Annotated in this window: 15 protein-coding genes; 10 read left to right on the forward strand and 5 right to left on the reverse strand. The window is 61.2% G+C overall.

All coding sequences use genetic code 11. From position 1 onward, the window contains the following. Positions 1-218 (reverse strand): hypothetical protein (locus tag QMX91_RS19590; protein ID WP_282413217.1); only part of this gene is annotated, 218 nt, incomplete at its 3' end. 64 nt (positions 219-282) lie between these two features. Here QMX91_RS19590 and rpsF point away from each other — a divergent pair. The 9 genes from rpsF to QMX91_RS19635 all read left to right on the forward strand — a co-directional run bounded on the left by rpsF (position 283) and on the right by QMX91_RS19635 (position 13453). After that, on the forward strand, positions 283-705 hold the full coding sequence (gene rpsF / locus QMX91_RS19595; protein ID WP_003221133.1) for a 30S ribosomal protein S6: 423 nt from the start codon (positions 283-285) through the stop codon (positions 703-705). A 28-nt stretch (positions 706-733) separates the two neighbouring features. Then, positions 734-964: a 30S ribosomal protein S18 gene (gene rpsR, locus QMX91_RS19600; RefSeq protein WP_002551829.1), complete on the forward strand. Its 231-nt coding sequence runs from the start codon at positions 734-736 to the stop codon at positions 962-964. Between the two features lie 36 nt (positions 965-1000). Beyond that, positions 1001-1894, forward strand: coding sequence for a hypothetical protein (locus QMX91_RS19605; protein WP_027611422.1), 894 nt, complete (start codon positions 1001-1003; stop codon positions 1892-1894). 19 nt (positions 1895-1913) lie between these two features. Continuing rightward, the gene (gene rplI / locus QMX91_RS19610; RefSeq protein WP_003221136.1) at positions 1914-2360 is read left to right on the forward strand and encodes a 50S ribosomal protein L9; all 447 of its coding nucleotides are present in this window, start codon (positions 1914-1916) and stop codon (positions 2358-2360) included. A 120-nt stretch (positions 2361-2480) separates the two neighbouring features. Next, complete coding sequence (gene dnaB / locus QMX91_RS19615; protein WP_047600693.1) at positions 2481-3878, forward strand: replicative DNA helicase; 1398 nt, start codon at positions 2481-2483, stop codon at positions 3876-3878. A 192-nt stretch (positions 3879-4070) separates the two neighbouring features. Further along, the gene (locus tag QMX91_RS19620) at positions 4071-6374 is read left to right on the forward strand and encodes a YgiQ family radical SAM protein (RefSeq protein ID WP_007967456.1); all 2304 of its coding nucleotides are present in this window, start codon (positions 4071-4073) and stop codon (positions 6372-6374) included. Positions 6375-6712: 338 nt separating this feature from the next. Continuing rightward, a complete protein-coding gene (locus tag QMX91_RS19625) occupies positions 6713-9988 on the forward strand; it encodes a transglutaminase family protein (RefSeq protein WP_282413218.1) in 3276 nt (1091 codons plus the stop codon). Between the two features lie 88 nt (positions 9989-10076). Next, the gene (locus tag QMX91_RS19630) at positions 10077-12563 is read left to right on the forward strand and encodes a circularly permuted type 2 ATP-grasp protein (protein WP_282413219.1); all 2487 of its coding nucleotides are present in this window, start codon (positions 10077-10079) and stop codon (positions 12561-12563) included. Next, positions 12563-13453, forward strand: a complete 891-nt coding sequence (locus QMX91_RS19635) for a transglutaminase family protein (protein ID WP_098966948.1) — start codon at positions 12563-12565, stop codon at positions 13451-13453. Before QMX91_RS19630 ends, QMX91_RS19635 begins: the two co-directional genes overlap by 1 nt. Positions 13454-13607: 154 nt before the next feature. Here the strand turns inward: QMX91_RS19635 and QMX91_RS19640 are convergent, their stop codons facing one another. Then, entirely contained in the window at positions 13608-13793 is a 186-nt protein-coding gene (locus tag QMX91_RS19640; RefSeq protein WP_007967464.1) for a hypothetical protein, read from the reverse strand. A 68-nt stretch (positions 13794-13861) separates the two neighbouring features. Further along, the gene (locus QMX91_RS19645; protein WP_282413220.1) at positions 13862-14449 is read right to left on the reverse strand and encodes a TIGR00730 family Rossman fold protein; all 588 of its coding nucleotides are present in this window, start codon (positions 14447-14449) and stop codon (positions 13862-13864) included. Between the two features lie 340 nt (positions 14450-14789). Here QMX91_RS19645 and azu point away from each other — a divergent pair, with 340 nt between their 5' ends. Then, positions 14790-15236 (forward strand): azurin, encoded by a 447-nt coding sequence (gene azu / locus QMX91_RS19650; RefSeq protein ID WP_098966950.1) that lies wholly within the window; start codon positions 14790-14792, stop codon positions 15234-15236. A 198-nt stretch (positions 15237-15434) separates the two neighbouring features. Here azu and nadE read toward each other — a convergent pair whose 3' ends face one another. Beyond that, positions 15435-16262, reverse strand: a complete 828-nt coding sequence (nadE, locus tag QMX91_RS19655; RefSeq protein WP_098966951.1) for an ammonia-dependent NAD(+) synthetase — start codon at positions 16260-16262, stop codon at positions 15435-15437. A gap of 4 nt (positions 16263-16266) precedes the next feature. Next, positions 16267-17490: a nicotinate phosphoribosyltransferase gene (gene pncB, locus QMX91_RS19660; RefSeq protein ID WP_003221154.1), complete on the reverse strand. Its 1224-nt coding sequence runs from the start codon at positions 17488-17490 to the stop codon at positions 16267-16269. Positions 17491-17671 lie beyond the last annotated feature (181 nt).

Here is a 17671-nt window from a genome sequence, read left to right on the forward strand (position 1 = left end):
GGGCTTGCTCGCGAAAGCGGTGTGTCAGACAACAATAATGTTGCCTGATGAAACGCATTCGCGAGCAAGCCCGCTCCCACAGTGTTTTGTGCGAAGGCAAAGAAATGGTGATTGTTCAAATAATCACCAATTGCCTTGCACCTCCGCAGTCCCTTCTCTACAATTGCGCCCCTTGCTGTGACGGCAGGCACGCATGTGCCCCGCGCCAGCAAGTCCATAAGTGTCATTCACTCCTTGTCTGACCGTTTTTGAGCGGCAGGCTACAACCCGTAAGGAGCATTCATGCGTCATTACGAAATCATCTTTCTGGTCCACCCTGACCAGAGCGAGCAAGTCGGCGGCATGGTTGAGCGTTACACCAAGCTGATCGAAGAAGACGGCGGCAAAATCCACCGTCTGGAAGACTGGGGCCGTCGTCAACTGGCCTACGCAATCAACAATGTTCACAAGGCTCACTACGTGATGCTGAACGTTGAGTGCACTGGCAAGGCCCTGGCCGAGCTGGAAGACAACTTCCGCTACAACGATGCTGTGATCCGTAACCTGGTCATCCGTCGCGACGAAGCCGTTACCGGCCAGTCCGAGATGCTCAAGGCTGAAGAAAACCGCAGTGAGCGCCGTGAGCGTCGCGACCGTCCTGAGCACTCCGACGCTGATGGCGTTGAGGGTGATGACAGCGACAACAGCGATAACGCTGACGAGTAATCCACGGACCTTTTAAGGAGCCTATCAAATGGCACGTTTCTTCCGTCGTCGTAAATTCTGCCGCTTCACCGCTGAAGACGTGAAAGAGATCGATTACAAAGATCTCAACACTCTGAAAGCCTACGTATCCGAGACCGGCAAAATCGTTCCAAGCCGCATCACCGGTACCAAAGCTCGTTATCAGCGTCAGCTGGCCACCGCTATCAAGCGCGCCCGCTTCCTGGCCCTGCTGGCCTACACCGACAGCCACGGCCGCTGAGACCGGGCAGTCGACAAGTAGCAAAGGATTGAATGCATGCGTGCCTTAGCTGAGTTCATCATGCGAGGCCGTATGCAGGCCACTCTCGTGGTGGCCGGATGTGCAACATTGCCGTTGTTGTATTGGTTGGGTGCTGCCGCCGGGAGCCTGGTGCTTCTGCGGCGCGGACTGACGGACGCCCTGGGTGTTCTGTCTCTGGGGCTGCTGCCGGCTTTGGTCTGGTGGCTGTATGCCGATGATCCACGGGCACTTCTGGTGCTGCTGGGGTCTTCGGGGCTTGCGTTGGTGTTGCGCGCAAGCGAGTCCTGGGTTCGCACGCTGCTGGTCAGCGTAGTGATTGGAGTGGTGTTTTCAGTGGTGCTCGGGGCAGCGTTTGCGGCCCAGATCGAGATGCTCGCGCAGGCCTTGATAAAGGTCATGCCGGCGCTTCTTGGTGAAACCTACAAGCAATTGTCGGTCGATGAGCAAGCGCGCTTCGCGTCCCTGATTGCACCAGTCCTGACCGGACTGATTGCGGCTCTGTTGCAGATCGTCAGCGTGCTGAGCCTGATTGTCGGGCGGCATTGGCAGGCGTTGTTGTACAACCCGGGTGGTTTTGGTCGCGAGTTTCGCGCCATCCGGATCCCGCTGGGGCCGGCGATGTTGCTGCTGGCGTTGATGCTTCTGGGCCCGAATCTCGGTGCACAGATGGCCATGTTGACGCCGTTGTGCAGTGTACCGCTGGTGTTCGCCGGACTCGCCCTGATTCACGGGCTGGTCGGGCAGAAGCGACTGGCCGGTTTCTGGCTGGTGGGGTTGTACGTCACGCTGCTGTTGTTCATGCAGCTGCTCTATCCGTTGCTCGTGGTTCTGGCCATTGTCGACAGCCTGATTGATTTTCGCGGTCGTCACGTGTCGAAAGACACCGATAACGCGAACGGTGAAGGTTAAAAGTTAAGAGGATTTCCACATGCAACTGATCCTTCTGGAAAAAATCGCCAACCTGGGCAACCTGGGCGACAAAGTAAACGTTAAGGCCGGTTACGGCCGTAACTACCTGCTGCCTTTCGGCAAGGCTACCGCTGCGACCGCTGCCAACCTGGCTGCGTTCGAAGAGCGTCGTGCCGAGCTGGAAAAAGCCGCCGCAGACCGTAAAGCATCGGCTGAAAGCCGTGCTGCCCAACTGGCCGAGCTGGAAGTGACCATCACTGCCACCGCTGGCGACGAAGGCAAGCTGTTCGGTTCGATCGGTACTCACGACATCGCTGACGCACTGACCGCTTCCGGCGTTGAAGTGCAGAAGAGCGAAGTTCGTCTGCCGAACGGCACCATCCGCAACGTGGGTGAATTCGACGTGGCTGTGCACCTGCACGCCGAAGTTGAAGCCACCGTACGCGTTGTCGTGGTAGCAGCTTAAGCAATACTTGTCGGCTGGCACCCTCGGGTGCTTGCCGGTAACATCGGGCACGATCCTGTTTACAGGTCGTGCCCTTTGTCTTTCTGGTACTCCCGTTTTCAAACCTGACTCCAAGTGGCCATGAACGAAATCACCGCTCCCGAGCAATACGATCTGCAAACCGCTGCCCTGAAGGTGCCGCCGCATTCCATCGAGGCCGAACAGGCCGTACTCGGTGGTCTGATGCTGGACAACAACGCCTGGGAACGCGTGCTCGATCAAGTCTCCGACGGCGATTTCTACCGACATGACCACCGTCTGATCTTCCGTGCGATCGCCAAATTGGCCGATCAGAACATGCCGATCGACGTCGTGACCCTGGCCGAGCAACTGGACAAGGAAGGTCAGACGTCCCAGGTCGGCGGCCTCGGTTACCTCGGCGAGCTGGCGAAAAACACGCCGTCCGTCGCCAACATCAAAGCCTATGCGCAGATCGTTCGCCAGCGCGCGACGTTGCGCCAGCTGATCGGTATCAGCACCGAAATTGCCGACGCCGCCTTCAACCCTGAAGGCCGTACAGCCGAAGAGATCCTCGACGAAGCCGAACGGCAGATCTTCCAGATCGCCGAGGCGCGGCCGAAGACCGGCGGCCCGGTGGGGGTCAACGAACTGTTGACCAAGGCCATCGATCGCATCGACACCCTGTTCAACACTGCCGACGCGATTACCGGTCTGTCCACCGGATATACCGACCTCGACGAGAAGACCAGTGGCCTGCAGCCGTCCGACCTGATCATCGTCGCCGGCCGTCCGTCGATGGGTAAAACCACCTTCGCGATGAACCTGGTGGAAAACGCCGTACTGCGCAGCGACAAGGCGGTGCTGGTGTACTCCCTCGAGATGCCAGGTGAATCGTTGATCATGCGTATGCTCTCGTCCCTCGGTCGTATCGACCAGACCAAGGTGCGTTCCGGCCAACTGGAAGACGACGATTGGCCGCGCCTGACCTCGGCGGTCAACCTGCTCAACGACCGCAAGCTGTTCATCGATGACACCGCCGGCATCAGCCCGTCGGAAATGCGCGCGCGGACCCGGCGTCTGGTGCGCGAGCACGGCGACGTCGGCCTGATCATGATCGACTACCTGCAGCTGATGCAGATTCCCGGCTCCAGCGGTGACAACCGGACCAACGAGATTTCCGAGATTTCGCGATCCCTGAAAGCCCTGGCCAAGGAATTCAACTGCCCGGTGGTGGCGCTGTCGCAGCTCAACCGGTCCCTGGAACAACGTCCCAACAAGCGTCCGGTGAACTCCGACTTGCGGGAATCCGGAGCGATCGAGCAGGACGCCGACGTCATCATGTTCGTGTACCGGGACGAGGTGTATCACCCGGAAACCGAACACAAGGGCATCGCCGAAATCATCATCGGCAAGCAGCGGAACGGCCCGATCGGCTTTATCCGCCTGGCCTTTATCGGTAAGTACACCCGCTTCGAAAACCTCGCGCCGGGCAGTTACAACTTCGACGACGACGAGTAAATGCTTCATCGTTTGAACTGACGCCTTCGCGAGCAAGCCCGCTCCCACACTTGGAATGCATTCAAATGTGGGAGCGGGCTTGCTCGCGAATGGGCATGGCACAATTTCCGACCACAGTCGTCGGAATTGGTCAAAATTTGTGCTATATTCCGCGCCCGCGAAATTCAATGAAAGCCAACACCGGTTATCGACATGCAAGCAGCCAAGCCGTTATTTGACTATCCAAAGTACTGGGCCGAATGTTTCGGGCCAGCGCCATTCCTGCCGATGAGCAGGGAGGAGATGGATCAGCTCGGCTGGGATTCCTGCGACATCATCATCGTCACCGGTGATGCCTACGTCGATCACCCGTCGTTCGGCATGGCGATCATCGGCCGGCTGCTGGAGTCCCAGGGCTTCCGCGTCGGGATCATCGCACAGCCGAACTGGCAGTCCAAAGACGACTTCATGAAGCTCGGCGAGCCGAACCTGTTCTTCGGCGTCGCGGCCGGCAACATGGACTCGATGATCAACCGCTACACCGCGGACAAGAAAATCCGTTCCGACGACGCCTACACCCCGGGTGGCATGGCGGGCAAACGTCCGGATCGCGCGAGCCTGGTTTACAGCCAGCGCTGCAAGGAAGCCTACAAGCATGTGCCGATCGTCCTCGGCGGCATCGAAGCTTCCCTGCGCCGCATCGCCCACTACGACTACTGGCAGGACCGCGTGCGCAACTCGATCCTGATCGACGCCAGCGCCGACATTCTGCTGTACGGCAACGCCGAGCGCGCCATCGTCGAAGTGGCCCAGCGTCTGTCCTACGGGCACAAGATCGAAGACATCACCGACGTGCGCGGCACCGCGTTCATCCGTCGTGACACGCCGCAGGGCTGGTACGAAGTCGACTCCACGCGTATCGACCGTCCGGGCAAGGTCGACAAGATCATCAACCCGTACGTCAACACCCAGGACACCCAGGCTTGCGCCATCGAGCAAGAGAAGGGCCCGGTGGATGATCCCGAGGAAGCCAAGGTCGTACAGATCCTGGCCAGCCCGCGCATGACTCGCGACAAGACCGTGATCCGCCTGCCGTCGATGGAAAAGGTGCGTAACGACCCGGTTCTGTACGCCCACGCCAACCGCGTGCTGCACCTGGAAACTAACCCGGGCAACGCCCGCGCGCTGGTGCAGAAACATGGCGAGATCGACGTCTGGTTCAACCCGCCGCCGATTCCGATGACCACTGAAGAAATGGACTACGTGTTCGGCATGCCTTACGCACGGGTTCCGCACCCGGCGTACGGCAAGGAGAAGATTCCGGCCTACGACATGATCCGTTTCTCGGTGAACATCATGCGTGGCTGCTTCGGCGGCTGCACCTTCTGCTCGATCACCGAGCACGAAGGCCGGATCATCCAGAACCGTTCCGAAGAGTCGATCATTCGCGAAATCGAAGAGATCCGCGACAAGGTCCCGGGCTTCACCGGTGTCATCTCCGACCTCGGCGGCCCGACCGCGAACATGTACCGCATCGCCTGCAAGAGCCCGGAAATCGAATCCGCGTGCCGCAAGCCGTCCTGCGTATTCCCAGGCATCTGCCCGAACCTGAACACCGACCACTCGTCGCTGATTCAGCTGTACCGCAGCGCCCGTGCCTTGCCGGGTGTGAAGAAGATCCTGATCGCCTCCGGCCTGCGTTACGACCTCGCGGTCGAGTCGCCGGAGTACGTCAAAGAACTGGTGACCCACCACGTCGGTGGCTACCTGAAGATCGCCCCGGAGCACACCGAGGAAGGTCCGCTCAACCAGATGATGAAACCGGGCATTGGCAGCTATGACAAGTTCAAGCGCATGTTCGAGAAGTACACCAAGGAAGCAGGCAAAGAGCAGTACCTGATCCCGTACTTCATCGCCGCGCACCCGGGCACCACCGACGAAGACATGATGAACCTGGCGCTGTGGCTCAAGGGCAACGGCTTCCGTGCCGACCAGGTGCAGGCGTTCTATCCGTCGCCGATGGCCACCGCAACCGCGATGTACCACTCGGGCAAGAACCCGCTGCGCAAGGTCACCTACAAGAGCGACGGCGTGACCATCGTCAAGAGCGAAGAGCAGCGCCGCCTGCACAAGGCGTTCTTGCGTTATCACGACCCGAAAGGCTGGCCGATGCTGCGCGAAGCGTTGATTCGCATGGGCCGTGGTGATCTGATCGGTCCGGGCAAGGATCAGTTGATTCCGCTGCATCAACCGGCTACCGACAGCTACCAGAGCGCCCGTCGCAAGAACTCGACGCCGGCCGGCAGCCACAAGGTCGCGAAAGAGAAGACCACCAAGATTCTCACCCAGCACAACGGCCTGCCGCCGCGTGCCAGCGACGGTGGCAATCCTTGGGACAAGCGTGAACAGGCCAAGGCTGCGGCATTCGCCCGCAACCAGCAGGCGGCCAAGGAGCGCAAGGAAGCGGCCAAGGGCAAGGGGCCGAAACCGGCTCGCAAGCCCGTCGTACCGCGCTAAATCGCTTTTTGTTTCAACAGAACGCCAACCTTCGGGTTGGCGTTTTGCATTTCAGGTTTCAGGAAATGCGCTGAATCGACTGGCCCCTTCGCGAGCAAGCCCGCTCCCACAGTTGGAATGCGGTCTCCTGTGGGAGCGGGCTTGCTCGCGAAGGCGTCATCTTAGGCGCCGCATCTACCACTGCCGCCACATTTAGGCGCAACTTCCTCAATCCATTTCCCCGCATCGCCCGATTTTGGTGCTGTACTGCCCTGAGCATTCCGGGAAAGCGCCCAAGCCTCTGCATGGCATAAGTCTTGCGCGCTTTCGAATACGCTTAGGCTCGCAGGAGGCACGCCGTGTCGATTCATGTCGCATTGCATCACGTCACGCATTACCGCTACGACCGCGCTGTCGAACTCGGCCCGCAGATCGTACGCCTGCGTCCGGCCGCCCACAGCCGCACGCGGATTCTTTCGTATGCGCTGAAGGTCTCGCCCGAGCAGCATTTCATCAACTGGCAGCAAGACCCGCAGGGTAACTACCTCGCGCGTCTGGTATTCCCCGAGAAAACCGACGAGTTGCGCATCGAAGTCGATCTGCTGGCCGAGATGGCGGTGTTCAATCCGTTCGACTTCTTCCTCGAACCCTACGCCGAGAAAATCCCCTTCACTTACGCGGCCGATGAGCGCAAAGAGCTGGCGCCGTACCTCGAAACCCTGCCGCTGACCCCGGCATTCAAAGCCTATCTGGACGGGATCGACCGTACGCCGCTGCCCGCTGTGGATTTCCTGGTGATGCTCAACCAGCGCCTCAGCGAAGACATCCGCTACCTGATCCGCATGGAACCGGGCGTGCAAACCCCGGAACACACCCTCGAACATGCCTCCGGCTCCTGCCGCGACTCGGCGTGGCTGCTGGTGCAACTGCTGCGCAACCTCGGGCTGGCCGCGCGGTTCGTTTCCGGTTACCTGATTCAACTGACCGCCGACGTGAAGAGCCTCGACGGCCCGTCCGGCACCGAAGTGGACTTCACTGATCTGCACGCGTGGTGCGAGGTGTACTTGCCAGGCGCTGGCTGGATCGGTCTGGATGCTACGTCCGGGTTGTTCGCCGGCGAAGGGCATATCCCGCTGGCCTGCAGCCCCGATCCATCCTCAGCCGCGCCGATCAGTGGTCTGGTCGAGCCGTGCGAATGCCAGTTCAGCCACGAAATGTCGGTGGAGCGGATCTGGGAAGCGCCACGGGTCACCAAACCCTATACCGATGAGCAGTGGCTGGCGATTCAGGCGCTGGGCCGGCAGATCGATGCCGACCTGCTGGAAGGCGATGTGCGCCTGACCATGGGCGGCGAGCCGACCTTCGTCTCCATCGACGACCCGGACGGCGCCGAGTGGAACACCGCCGCGCTAGGCCCGGACAAGCGCCGACTGTCCGCTGAACTGTTCCAGCGCATGCGCCAGCACTATGCGCCGAAAGGTCTGGTGCATTTCGGTCAGGGCAAGTGGTACCCGGGCGAGCAATTGCCGCGCTGGTCGCTCAACTGCTACTGGCGCCGCGATGGCGTGCCGATCTGGCAAAACAGCGCGCTGATCGCCGATGAGCAGCAGGACTACGGCGCCGATGGCGAACTGGCGGGACGCTTTCTTGCGAGTGTTGCCGAACGCCTGAAACTGCCTGCTCGTTTCGTGTTTCCAGCCTACGAAGACAATTTTTATTACCTCTGGCGTGAGGGCGCATTGCCGAGCAACGTCAGCGCTGAAGACTCGCGTCTTGAAGAACCGCTGGAGCGTGCGCGTCTGCGCAAGGTTTTCGCGCAGGGCCTGGATAAAGTGATCGGCCAGGTGCTGCCGCTGGCCCGCACCGGCAAGGGTGATCAATGGCAGAGCGGGCGCTGGTATCTGCGCGACGAGCATTGCCGACTGGTACCGGGGGATTCGCCGCTGGGTTATCGCTTGCCACTCGGCTCGCAGCCGTGGGTGAAGGCCGCCGAGTATCCGTTCATTCATCCCAACGATCCGAATCAGGACTTCCCCGAGCTGCCGAACACCGCGCAGCTCAACAGTCATGCCGAACCCGCCACGGCCGCCGAACGCGCGCCGAAAATTGACGAGTCCGCCGACTGGCTGACCCGCACCGCCTTCTGTGCCGAAGCGCGCGAAGGGCGTCTGTATCTGTTCATGCCGCCGCTGGAGCGGGTCGAGGACTATCTGGAACTGGTGGCGGCCATCGAAGCCACCGCCGAAGAGCTGCATTGCCCGGTGCTGCTGGAAGGTTACGAGCCGCCGAGCGATCCGCGCCTGAGCAACTTCCGCATCACCCCGGATCCGGGCGTGATCGAGGTCAACGTGCAGCCGTCCGCGACTTGGGACGAACTGGTCGAACGCACCGAGTTTCTCTATGAACAGGCGCGGCAAACCCGCCTGACCACCGAAAAATTCATGATCGACGGGCGCCATACCGGCACCGGCGGCGGCAACCATTTCGTCCTCGGTGGCGCGACCCCGGCAGACTCACCATTCCTGCGCCGCCCGGACCTGCTGCGTAGCCTGATCAGCTACTGGCACAACCATCCGTCACTGTCCTACCTGTTTTCCGGTCTGTTCATCGGCCCGACCTCGCAGGCGCCGCGGGTCGATGAAGCGCGCAACGACGCCCTGTACGAACTGGAAATCGCCTTCGCGCAGATGCCTGAACCGGGCGAAGCGTGCGCGCCGTGGCTGGTGGATCGACTGCTGCGCAATTTGCTGATCGACGTCACCGGCAACACTCACCGCGCCGAGTTCTGCATCGACAAACTGTATTCGCCGGATGGCGCTACCGGGCGCCTTGGCCTGCTGGAGCTGCGCGCCTTCGAAATGCCGCCGCATGCGCGGATGAGCCTGGCTCAGCAGTTGTTGCTGCGTGCGCTGGTTGCGCGATTCTGGCGCGAGCCCTACGCGCCGCCGAAACTGGCGCGCTGGGGCACCGAGCTGCACGACCGCTTCATGCTGCCGCACTTTATCGAGCAGGATTTCGCCGACGTCATCGTCGAACTGAACAACGCCGGTTATCCATTGCGCGCCGAGTGGTTCGCTGCGCATCTGGAGTTCCGTTTTCCCAAGGTCGGCGATTACGCGGTCAGCGGCATCGAGATGGAGCTGCGCCAGGCGCTGGAACCTTGGCATGTGCTGGGCGAGGAGGGTACGGCCGGCGGCACGGTGCGTTATGTCGATTCGTCGCTGGAGCGTTTGCAGATCAAGCTCAGCGGCCTGCCGCCGCAGCGCTATCTGCTGACCTGCAACGGCATTCCGCTGCCGCTGCAACCGACCGGGCGCATCGGTGAGTTCGTCGCCGGCGTGCGCTTTCGGGCCTGGCAACCGGCCAACTGCCTGCAACCGACCATCCCGGTGCACGCGCCGCTGGTGTTCGACCTGCTCGACACCTGGATGCAGCGTTCACTGGGCGGTTGCCAGTACCACGTGGCGCACCCGGGCGGGCGCAATTACGAGACGTTACCGGTCAATGCCAACGAAGCGGAGAGCCGGCGCATGGCGCGGTTTTTCCGCATCGGACACACGCCGGGGAAACTTCCGATACCGAACCTGACAATCTCCGACGAGTTGCCGATGACGCTCGATTTGCGACGTTTCTAAGTCCTGCACGACATGCGGATTTTTCGTATATCCGCATGTCATGTGCCTGCGTTAGTCTGACCGTTCCCTGCTGTCTGCCGAGCTTTCCATGCCTGACCTGCTAGACCGCTACCCGCGCACTGCGGGCACTTATCACGAACTGCTGAATGACAGCGGGGAAGTGCGCCCGCACTGGCGGCGGCTGTTCGATCAATTGCAGCGCAGCACCCCGGCGCAACTGGTGCAGCGGCAGGCGTTGCTGGCCCGGCAAATTCAGGAAAACGGCGTGACCTACAACGTCTATGCCGATCCCAAGGGCGCCGACCGCCCGTGGGAACTGGACCTGCTGCCGCACGTGATCGCTGCTGATGAGTGGCAGCAACTGTCGGCGGGGATTGCCCAGCGAGCACGCCTGCTCAACGCGGTACTGGCCGATCTGTATGGGCCGCAGCGGCTGATCAGTGAAGGGTTGTTACCGGCGGAGCTGGTGTTCGGCCACAACAATTTTCTTTGGCCCTGTCAGGGCATCGCACCACCGGAAGATGCCTTTCTGCATCTGTACGCCGTGGATCTGGCGCGCACGCCGGACGGCCGCTGGTGGGTCACCGCTGATCGTACTCAGGCTCCGTCGGGCGCGGGGTATGCGCTGGAAAATCGCACCATCGTGTCGCGGGCGTTTCCCGAGTTGTACCGCGATCTGAAGGTGCAGCACCTGGCCGGCTTCTTCCGCACCCTGCAGGAAACCCTCGCGCGTCAGGCGCCGTGTGCAGACGACGCGCCGCTGGTGGTGTTGCTGACGCCGGGGCGCTTTAACGAGAGCTACTTCGAACATCTTTATCTGGCACGCCAGCTCGGTTATCCGCTGGTCGAGGGCGGCGACCTCACCGTGCGCGATGCCACGGTGTACCTGAAAACCCTCAGTGGTCTGCGCCGGGTGCATGCGATCATGCGCCGCCTCGACGATGACTTCTGCGATCCGCTGGAGCTGCGTACCGATTCGGCACTCGGTGTGCCCGGCTTGCTGGAGGCGGTGCGTCAGGGCCGGGTGCTGGTGGCCAATGCCTTGGGCAGCGGCGTGCTGGAGTCGCCGGGATTGCTCGGATTTCTGCCGAAGATCAATCAGTACCTGTTCGGCGAAGAACTGCTGCTGCCGTCCATCGCCACCTGGTGGTGCGGCGAGGCGCCGGTATTGGCGCAGGCGCTGGAAAAGCTTCCGGAGCTGCTGATCAAACCGGCGTTCCCCTCTCAGAGTTTTGCGCCGGTGTTCGGCCGCGATCTGAGCGAACAACAGCGCCAGGCGCTCGCCGAGCGCATGCAGGCGCGGCCATATGCCTATGTCGCGCAAGAACTGGCGCAGCTGTCCCAGGCGCCGATCTGGCAGGCCGAAGACGGCCAACTGCAACCGCGAGCGATCGGCATGCGCGTGTATGCGGTGGCCAGTGGTGACGGCTATCGCGTATTGCCCGGTGGACTGACCCGGGTTGCCGCCGAGGCCGATGCCGAAGTGGTGTCGATGCAGCGCGGTGGCGCGAGCAAGGACACCTGGGTGTTGGGCGAGCGTGCGCCGAGTGGCGAGCAATGGAAAACCCAGCGCAACGTCGGCGTACACGATCTGGTGCGCCGCGATCCTTATCTGCCCTCGCGGGTGGTGGAGAACCTGTTCTGGTTCGGCCGTTACTGCGAGCGTTGCGACGACAGTGCGCGACTGCTGCGGATCATGCTCGCGCGGTATGTCGATGGCGATGATCCGCAAGCGTTGCAGGCCGCTGTGGAGCTGGGTGAGCGTCTGATGTTGCTGCCGGAGGAGGGTGAGCTGCCGGAGCGGCTGCTGGCGGCGCTGCTCGGCGAGGACTGGTCGTTCAGCCTGCGCTCCAACCTGCAGCGCCTGCAATGGGCGGCCTCGCAGGTGCGCGGCAAGCTCTCGCGGGAGAACTGGCAGGCCTTGGTCGAGTTGCAACGCGAGGCGCTGGAACTGGACACCGAGGAGCCGGACTTCGGCGAGTTGCTGGATTTTCTCAACCGGCTGGTGATGTCGCTGGCGGCGCTTTCGGGTTTCGCGCTCGACGACATGACCCGCGACGAAGGCTGGCGCTTTCTGATGATCGGTCGGCGGATCGAACGCTTGCAGTTTCTCAGCCGCAGTCTGGCCGCATTTCTGCGCGGCGCCGGGGCGTTCGATCAGGCGGGGCTGGAATGGCTGCTGGAACTGGGCAACAGCAGCATCACCTACCGTTCGCGGTATCTGGCGGTGGCGCAGTTGATTCCGGTGCTCGACCTGTTGCTGCTGGATGAGCAGAACCCGCACGCGGTGCTGTTCCAGTTAAAACTGGTGACCCGCACTTTGAAACGCTTGAACGATGATTTCGGCGTGCCTCGCGAGGCCGGATTGCCGCAGTTGGTCGAGCGTCTGGCTCGGTTCGATCTGGGCTGTCTGGAGAACCCGCTGTTCGGGGAAAACAGCGTGCGTGCCGCGCTCGATGGTCTGGCGGATTTGCTGCAAGAGATTGCCGAAGCCAGCGGTCAGGTGTCCGATCGGCTGGCGCTGCGCCACTTTGCCCATGTCGATGATGTCAGCCAGCGCACGGTGTCCGTCTGATGAGCGCGCACTACCAGATCTTTCACGACACCTGTTACCACTACGACAGCCCGGTTTCGCTGGCACAGCAACTCGCGCACCTGTGGCCGCGTGAGTGCACGTGGCAACGCTGCACCGAGCAGCAATTGCTGATCAGCCCGGACCCGACCACGCGGCGGGATGAACTGGATGTGTTCGGCAATCCGCTGACCCGACTGGCCTTCGAGCGCCCGCATGACGAGTTGCAGGTCAACGCCCGGCTCACGGTTGAGGTGCTGGCGCGGCCACTGGCGGATTTCAGTCTGTCCCCGGCGTGGGAGCAGACGCGCAACGCGCTGACCTACAGCAGTCAGCCGTTGTCCGCCGAAATGCTGGAGGCTTGTCGCTATCGGTTTCAATCACCCTACGTGCATTTGAAACGCAGCTTCGTCGAGTTTTCCGAAAGCTGTTTTCCTCCAGGCAGGCCCTTGTTGCTGGGCGTGCAGGCCTTGATGCAGAAAATTTTCAGCGAATTCACCTTCGATGCCGAGGCCACGCAAGTGGCGACGCCGCTGGTCGAGGTGCTCGAGCGCCGGCGTGGCGTGTGTCAGGACTTCGCGCATCTGATGCTCGCTTGCGTGCGCTCGCGAGGACTGGCAGCGCGCTACATCAGTGGCTATCTGCTGACCCAGCCGCCACCGGGGCAGCCACGGCTGATCGGCGCCGATGCGTCGCATGCCTGGGTGTCGGTGTTCTGTCCGGTATTGGGCTGGGTGGATTTCGATCCGACCAACAACGTGCAGCCGGCGCTGGAGCACATCACCCTGGCCTGGGGCCGGGATTTTTCCGATGTGTCGCCGTTGCGGGGGGTGATTCTGGGGGGCGGTTCGCATGATCCGGAAGTGCGGGTCACGGTGATGCCATTGGAGTGAAGACAATCGAGTGTGGGGAGCTTTTGTGGCGAGGGGATTTATCCCCGATCGGCTGCGAAGCAGTCGCAAAACAATTTGGGGCCGCTTCGCGACCCATCGGGGATAAATCCCCTCACCACAGATCGCTCCCGCAGGGAGCGAATCAGCAATCAGCTCAGGCGTCAGGTGCCTGGTCTTTCGGTGCATCAACATCAACATCGTCATCAGTCGCCACTTCACCGTCAGGGTTTAGTGCCGCTTCTTCAGCCTGCTGTTTCTTGCGCTGAAGCTTTTCCTCTTTCTTCTTTTCCTTTTCCAGGTCTCGTTGACGTTTGGCGAAGGAGTAATTGGGTTTGGCCATGGGCGATCCTCTGGGGTCGAAGGTGAGGTTGAGCGGCGCGTATTCTGCCCTGTATCGGTGCCTGGCGGTTAGCCGGGTTTTTGGTCGACCCACTTGGGCGTGACGGTCGGCTTCCAGTTATCCAGGGCGTCGAGCAGCGTTTGTGCTGATTCGCTCACTTGCAGCATGTCACGGTGTGGGGCGCGAACGAAGCCTTCGCCGACGATATGGTCAAGAAAAGCGGTGAGTTTGCTGTAAAAACCGTTCACCTCAAGCAGCCCCAGCGGCTTGCCGTGGTAACCGAGCTGGCCCCAGGTCCAGACTTCGAACAGCTCTTCCAGCGTGCCGAGGCCACCGGGCAACGCGATGAACGCATCGCTCAGTTCAGCCATGCGGGCCTTGCGCGCGTGCATGCCATCGACCACTTCAAGGCGCGTCAGGCTTTTGTGACCGATCTCCTTGTCCATCAGGCTTTGCGGAATGATCCCGATCACTTCGCCGCCAGTGGCCAGCGCGGCGTCCGCCACCAGGCCCATCAGGCCCACGGCACCCCCACCGTAAACCAGCGTCAGCTGGCGCTCGGCGAGAGCCCGGCCAAGGGCTTGGGCGGCTTCGGTATAAGCTGGATCAGTGCCGGCGTTGGCACCGCAAAATACACAAACGGATTTGAGAGACATGCCTTCCTCCTGGGTCAATCCGTCACAGGGTAATGGCTGGCACGCCTTGATCCAAGGACTAAGCTTCGCGTTCTGGCGATTCAAAGGTACCGCTGGCGCCACAGGCGTAGGCGGCGAGCAAACTGCACAACAGACCGTTAAAGAACATGATCGGTACTCCGTTTCAGTAGATGCGCCGATCATAGGCCCGGCCCGGGATTATCGCCGGTAGATTGTTTCGATGAGTGTCATAGCCTGAAAGTTGTATACAATTTTTGACTCAAGTCATAGGAACTTGCGAAGATTTCAGGCAGTCTTTCCACCATTAGTGTTTTTGTTAACCCTGCCTTGGAGATTCACCATGTTTTCCAAAGTTGTTGCGGTATCCCTGCTGGCGCTGGCCAGCAGCCAATTGATGGCTGCCGAGTGCAAAACCACCGTTGATTCCACCGACCAGATGTCCTTCAACACCAAGGAGATCGTGATCGACAAGAGCTGCAAGACCTTCACCGTCGAACTGACCCACTCCGGCAGCCTGCCGAAGAACGTCATGGGCCATAACCTGGTGGTCAGCAAAACCGCTGACATGCAGCCGATCGCCACCGACGGCCTGGCCGCTGGCATCGACAAGAACTACCTGAAAGACGGTGACGAGCGCGTTATCGCTCACACCAAGATCATCGGTGCCGGCGAGAAAGACACGCTGACCATTGATGTATCGAAGCTGACCGCTGGTACTGACTACGGCTTCTTCTGCTCCTTCCCGGGCCACATCTCGATGATGAAAGGCACCATTGCTGTGAAGTAAGCAGGCTCACCGCGTTATCGTTCTTCGCGAGCAAGCCCGCTCCCACAGGGTTTGTGTCGGTCACACATTTTGTGAACAACCGGGACACTGTGGGAGCGGGCTTGCTCGCGAAGAGGCCATCAGCATCGACAGGTGAACTGGCCAAAGAAAAGCCCGCTGAGGATCGCTCCTCAGCGGGCTTTTTCATTCGGTCGCCGATCAAGGCGCGAACGGCATGACCCGCTTGTGATGGGTCTTGTTGTAGGTGCTGACGATGATGTCGAACGCTTCCTGACGCACCGGCTCGCCGTGCAGGAAGGCGTCGATCTCGGCGTAGGTCACGCCGTGGGAGGCTTCGTCCGGTTTGCCCGGCGACAGGTCTTCCAGATCCGCGGTCGGCACTTTTTCCACCAGCGATTCCGGTGCGCCGAAGCTGCGGGCAATCGCCCGGACCTGGTTTTTCACCAGGCCGCTGAGCGGGGCCAGGTCGCAGGCGCCGTCACCGAACTTGGTGAAGAAGCCCATCACCGCTTCCGCCGCGTGGTCGGTGCCGATCACCAGACCGTGCGCGGCGCCGGCGATGGTGTACTGGGCGACCATGCGCATCCGCGCCTTGGTGTTGCCGAGCACAAAATCCACCGACACCGCATGTTTGCCTTCGAACGCCGCCACTTCCTTGGCCAGGGATTTGACCGCCGGGCCGATGTTCACCGTGTGGCGTTCGTCCGGAGCGATGAAGTCCACCGACGCCTGGGCGTCGTGCTCGTCGAACTGGGTTTCGTACGGCAGGCGCACGGCAATGAACTTGTAGGCGTCGTCGCCGGTGCGCTCGCGCAGTTCACGCATGGCGCGCTGGGCCAGCAGGCCGGCGGTCAGCGAGTCGACGCCGCCGCTGATGCCCAACACCAGGGTCTTGAGGCCGGAATTGACCAGGCAATCCTGGATAAAGGTGATGCGCCGGGCGACTTCCGCTTCGAGGGCCTGATGCCCGGCGAATGGCGGTTGCACCTTGAGCTGTTCAGCAATCTCACGCTGTACGGCTTGCATGAATTCACTCCTTGCTAGATAGACTGGAATCGGCAGGAACCTGGAACACATGTCGCAAATAGGCGACGAAATTCGGGTCTTTGCAGTGGGTCTTGCCGGGCTCGTCGGAGATCTTCGCCACCGGCTGGCCGTTGCAGGCGGTCATTTTAAGCACGATGCTCATCGGTTCGACACCCGGAATGTCACAGGTCAGGTTGGTGCCGATGCCAAAGCTGACGTTGATCCGCCCGTGCAGCGCGCGGAAGATCTCCAGCGACTTCGGCAGGGTCAGGCTGTCGGAGAACACCAGGGTCTTGCTCATCGGGTCGATGCCGAGCTTGTGGTAGTGTGCGATGCACTTTTCACCCCACTGCACCGGATCCCCTGAATCGTGGCGCAGACCATCGAAGAGCTTGGCGAAGAACAGGTCGAAGTCGCCGAGAAACGCGTCGGTGGTGATGCAATCGGTGAGCGCAATCCCGAGCAGACCACGGTACTCGCGCACCCAGCAATCGAGGGCGGCGATCTGGCTGTCGATCAGCCGTGGGCCGAGTTGCTGGTGGGCCATGATCCATTCATGGGCCATGGTGCCCAGCGGTTTCATGTCCAGCTCGCGGGACAAGTGCACGTTGCTGGTGCCGACAAAGCGCCCGGGGAAATCGTGCTTGAGCACGTTGACCACTTCTTCCTGCACGCGGTACGAAAAGCGCCGGCGGGTGCCGAAGTCGGCGACCTGCAATTGCGCCAGTTCGTCAGCCGAGGCGTTGGCGCTGAGCCAGTCGAACTTGCGATACAGCTGTTCCCGCGCCTGCACCAGTTCGATTTCCCGGTAGCGATAGCGGTTGCGCACTTCGCTGACGATCGCCAGCAGCGGCACTTCATACAGAATCACATGCAGCCACGGGCCGCGCAGACGGATGAACAGTTCGCCGTTCTCGATCCCGGTGTGCAGGTAGCGCAGGTTGAAACGGAACAGGCCGAGAAAGCGCAGGAAATCCGGTTTCAGGAAGGTGATGCGCTCGAGAAAACTCAACTGGTCGGCGCTCAGGCTCAGTTCGGCCAGGCGCTCGATCTGGTAACGAATCTCGGCCAGATACGGCCGCAGATCCTCACTGTTACGGCAACGAAACTCCCATTCGACTTCGACGTTGGGGTAGTTGTGCAGCACCGCCTGCATCATCGTCAGTTTGTAGAAGTCGGTGTCGAGCAGGTTCTGCACGATGCGATCGGCAAACACACTCTCGCTCATAAACGGGGTCTCCAGGTACACCGCGCGGATGCGCGGGATCAATCAATGACGCTAGTGGCGCATATCAGCGGTGGGGATTGCCAGCATTTTTTAAGAGCGTCGAGATCACCTGTGGGAGCGGGCTTGCTCGCGAATGCGGTGGGTCAGTCAATTCAAATGTGACTGATGCACCGCATTCGCG

The sequence above is a fragment of the Pseudomonas sp. PS01299 genome (assembly GCF_029960145.1).
Taxonomy (GTDB): Bacteria; Pseudomonadota; Gammaproteobacteria; order Pseudomonadales; family Pseudomonadaceae; genus Aquipseudomonas; species Aquipseudomonas putida_A.

What these genes read in the sequence shown, in the direction of transcription:
- rplI (WP_003221136.1), top strand. Translation starts at nt 1,914, where the DNA reads ATGCAACTGATCCTTCTGGAAAAAATCGCCAACCTGGGCAACCTGGGC.
- rpsR (WP_002551829.1), top strand. Translation starts at nt 734, where the DNA reads ATGGCACGTTTCTTCCGTCGTCGTAAATTCTGCCGCTTCACCGCTGAA.
- rpsF (WP_003221133.1), top strand. Translation starts at nt 283, where the DNA reads ATGCGTCATTACGAAATCATCTTTCTGGTCCACCCTGACCAGAGCGAG.
- QMX91_RS19605 (WP_027611422.1), top strand. Translation starts at nt 1,001, where the DNA reads ATGCGTGCCTTAGCTGAGTTCATCATGCGAGGCCGTATGCAGGCCACT.
- pncB (WP_003221154.1), bottom strand. Translation starts at nt 17,490, where the DNA reads ATGAGCGAGAGTGTGTTTGCCGATCGCATCGTGCAGAACCTGCTCGAC.
- QMX91_RS19635 (WP_098966948.1), top strand. Translation starts at nt 12,563, where the DNA reads ATGAGCGCGCACTACCAGATCTTTCACGACACCTGTTACCACTACGAC.
- QMX91_RS19640 (WP_007967464.1), bottom strand. Translation starts at nt 13,793, where the DNA reads ATGGCCAAACCCAATTACTCCTTCGCCAAACGTCAACGAGACCTGGAA.
- QMX91_RS19630 (WP_282413219.1), top strand. Translation starts at nt 10,077, where the DNA reads ATGCCTGACCTGCTAGACCGCTACCCGCGCACTGCGGGCACTTATCAC.
- nadE (WP_098966951.1), bottom strand. Translation starts at nt 16,262, where the DNA reads ATGCAAGCCGTACAGCGTGAGATTGCTGAACAGCTCAAGGTGCAACCG.
- dnaB (WP_047600693.1), top strand. Translation starts at nt 2,481, where the DNA reads ATGAACGAAATCACCGCTCCCGAGCAATACGATCTGCAAACCGCTGCC.
- QMX91_RS19620 (WP_007967456.1), top strand. Translation starts at nt 4,071, where the DNA reads ATGCAAGCAGCCAAGCCGTTATTTGACTATCCAAAGTACTGGGCCGAA.
- azu (WP_098966950.1), top strand. Translation starts at nt 14,790, where the DNA reads ATGTTTTCCAAAGTTGTTGCGGTATCCCTGCTGGCGCTGGCCAGCAGC.
- QMX91_RS19645 (WP_282413220.1), bottom strand. Translation starts at nt 14,449, where the DNA reads ATGTCTCTCAAATCCGTTTGTGTATTTTGCGGTGCCAACGCCGGCACT.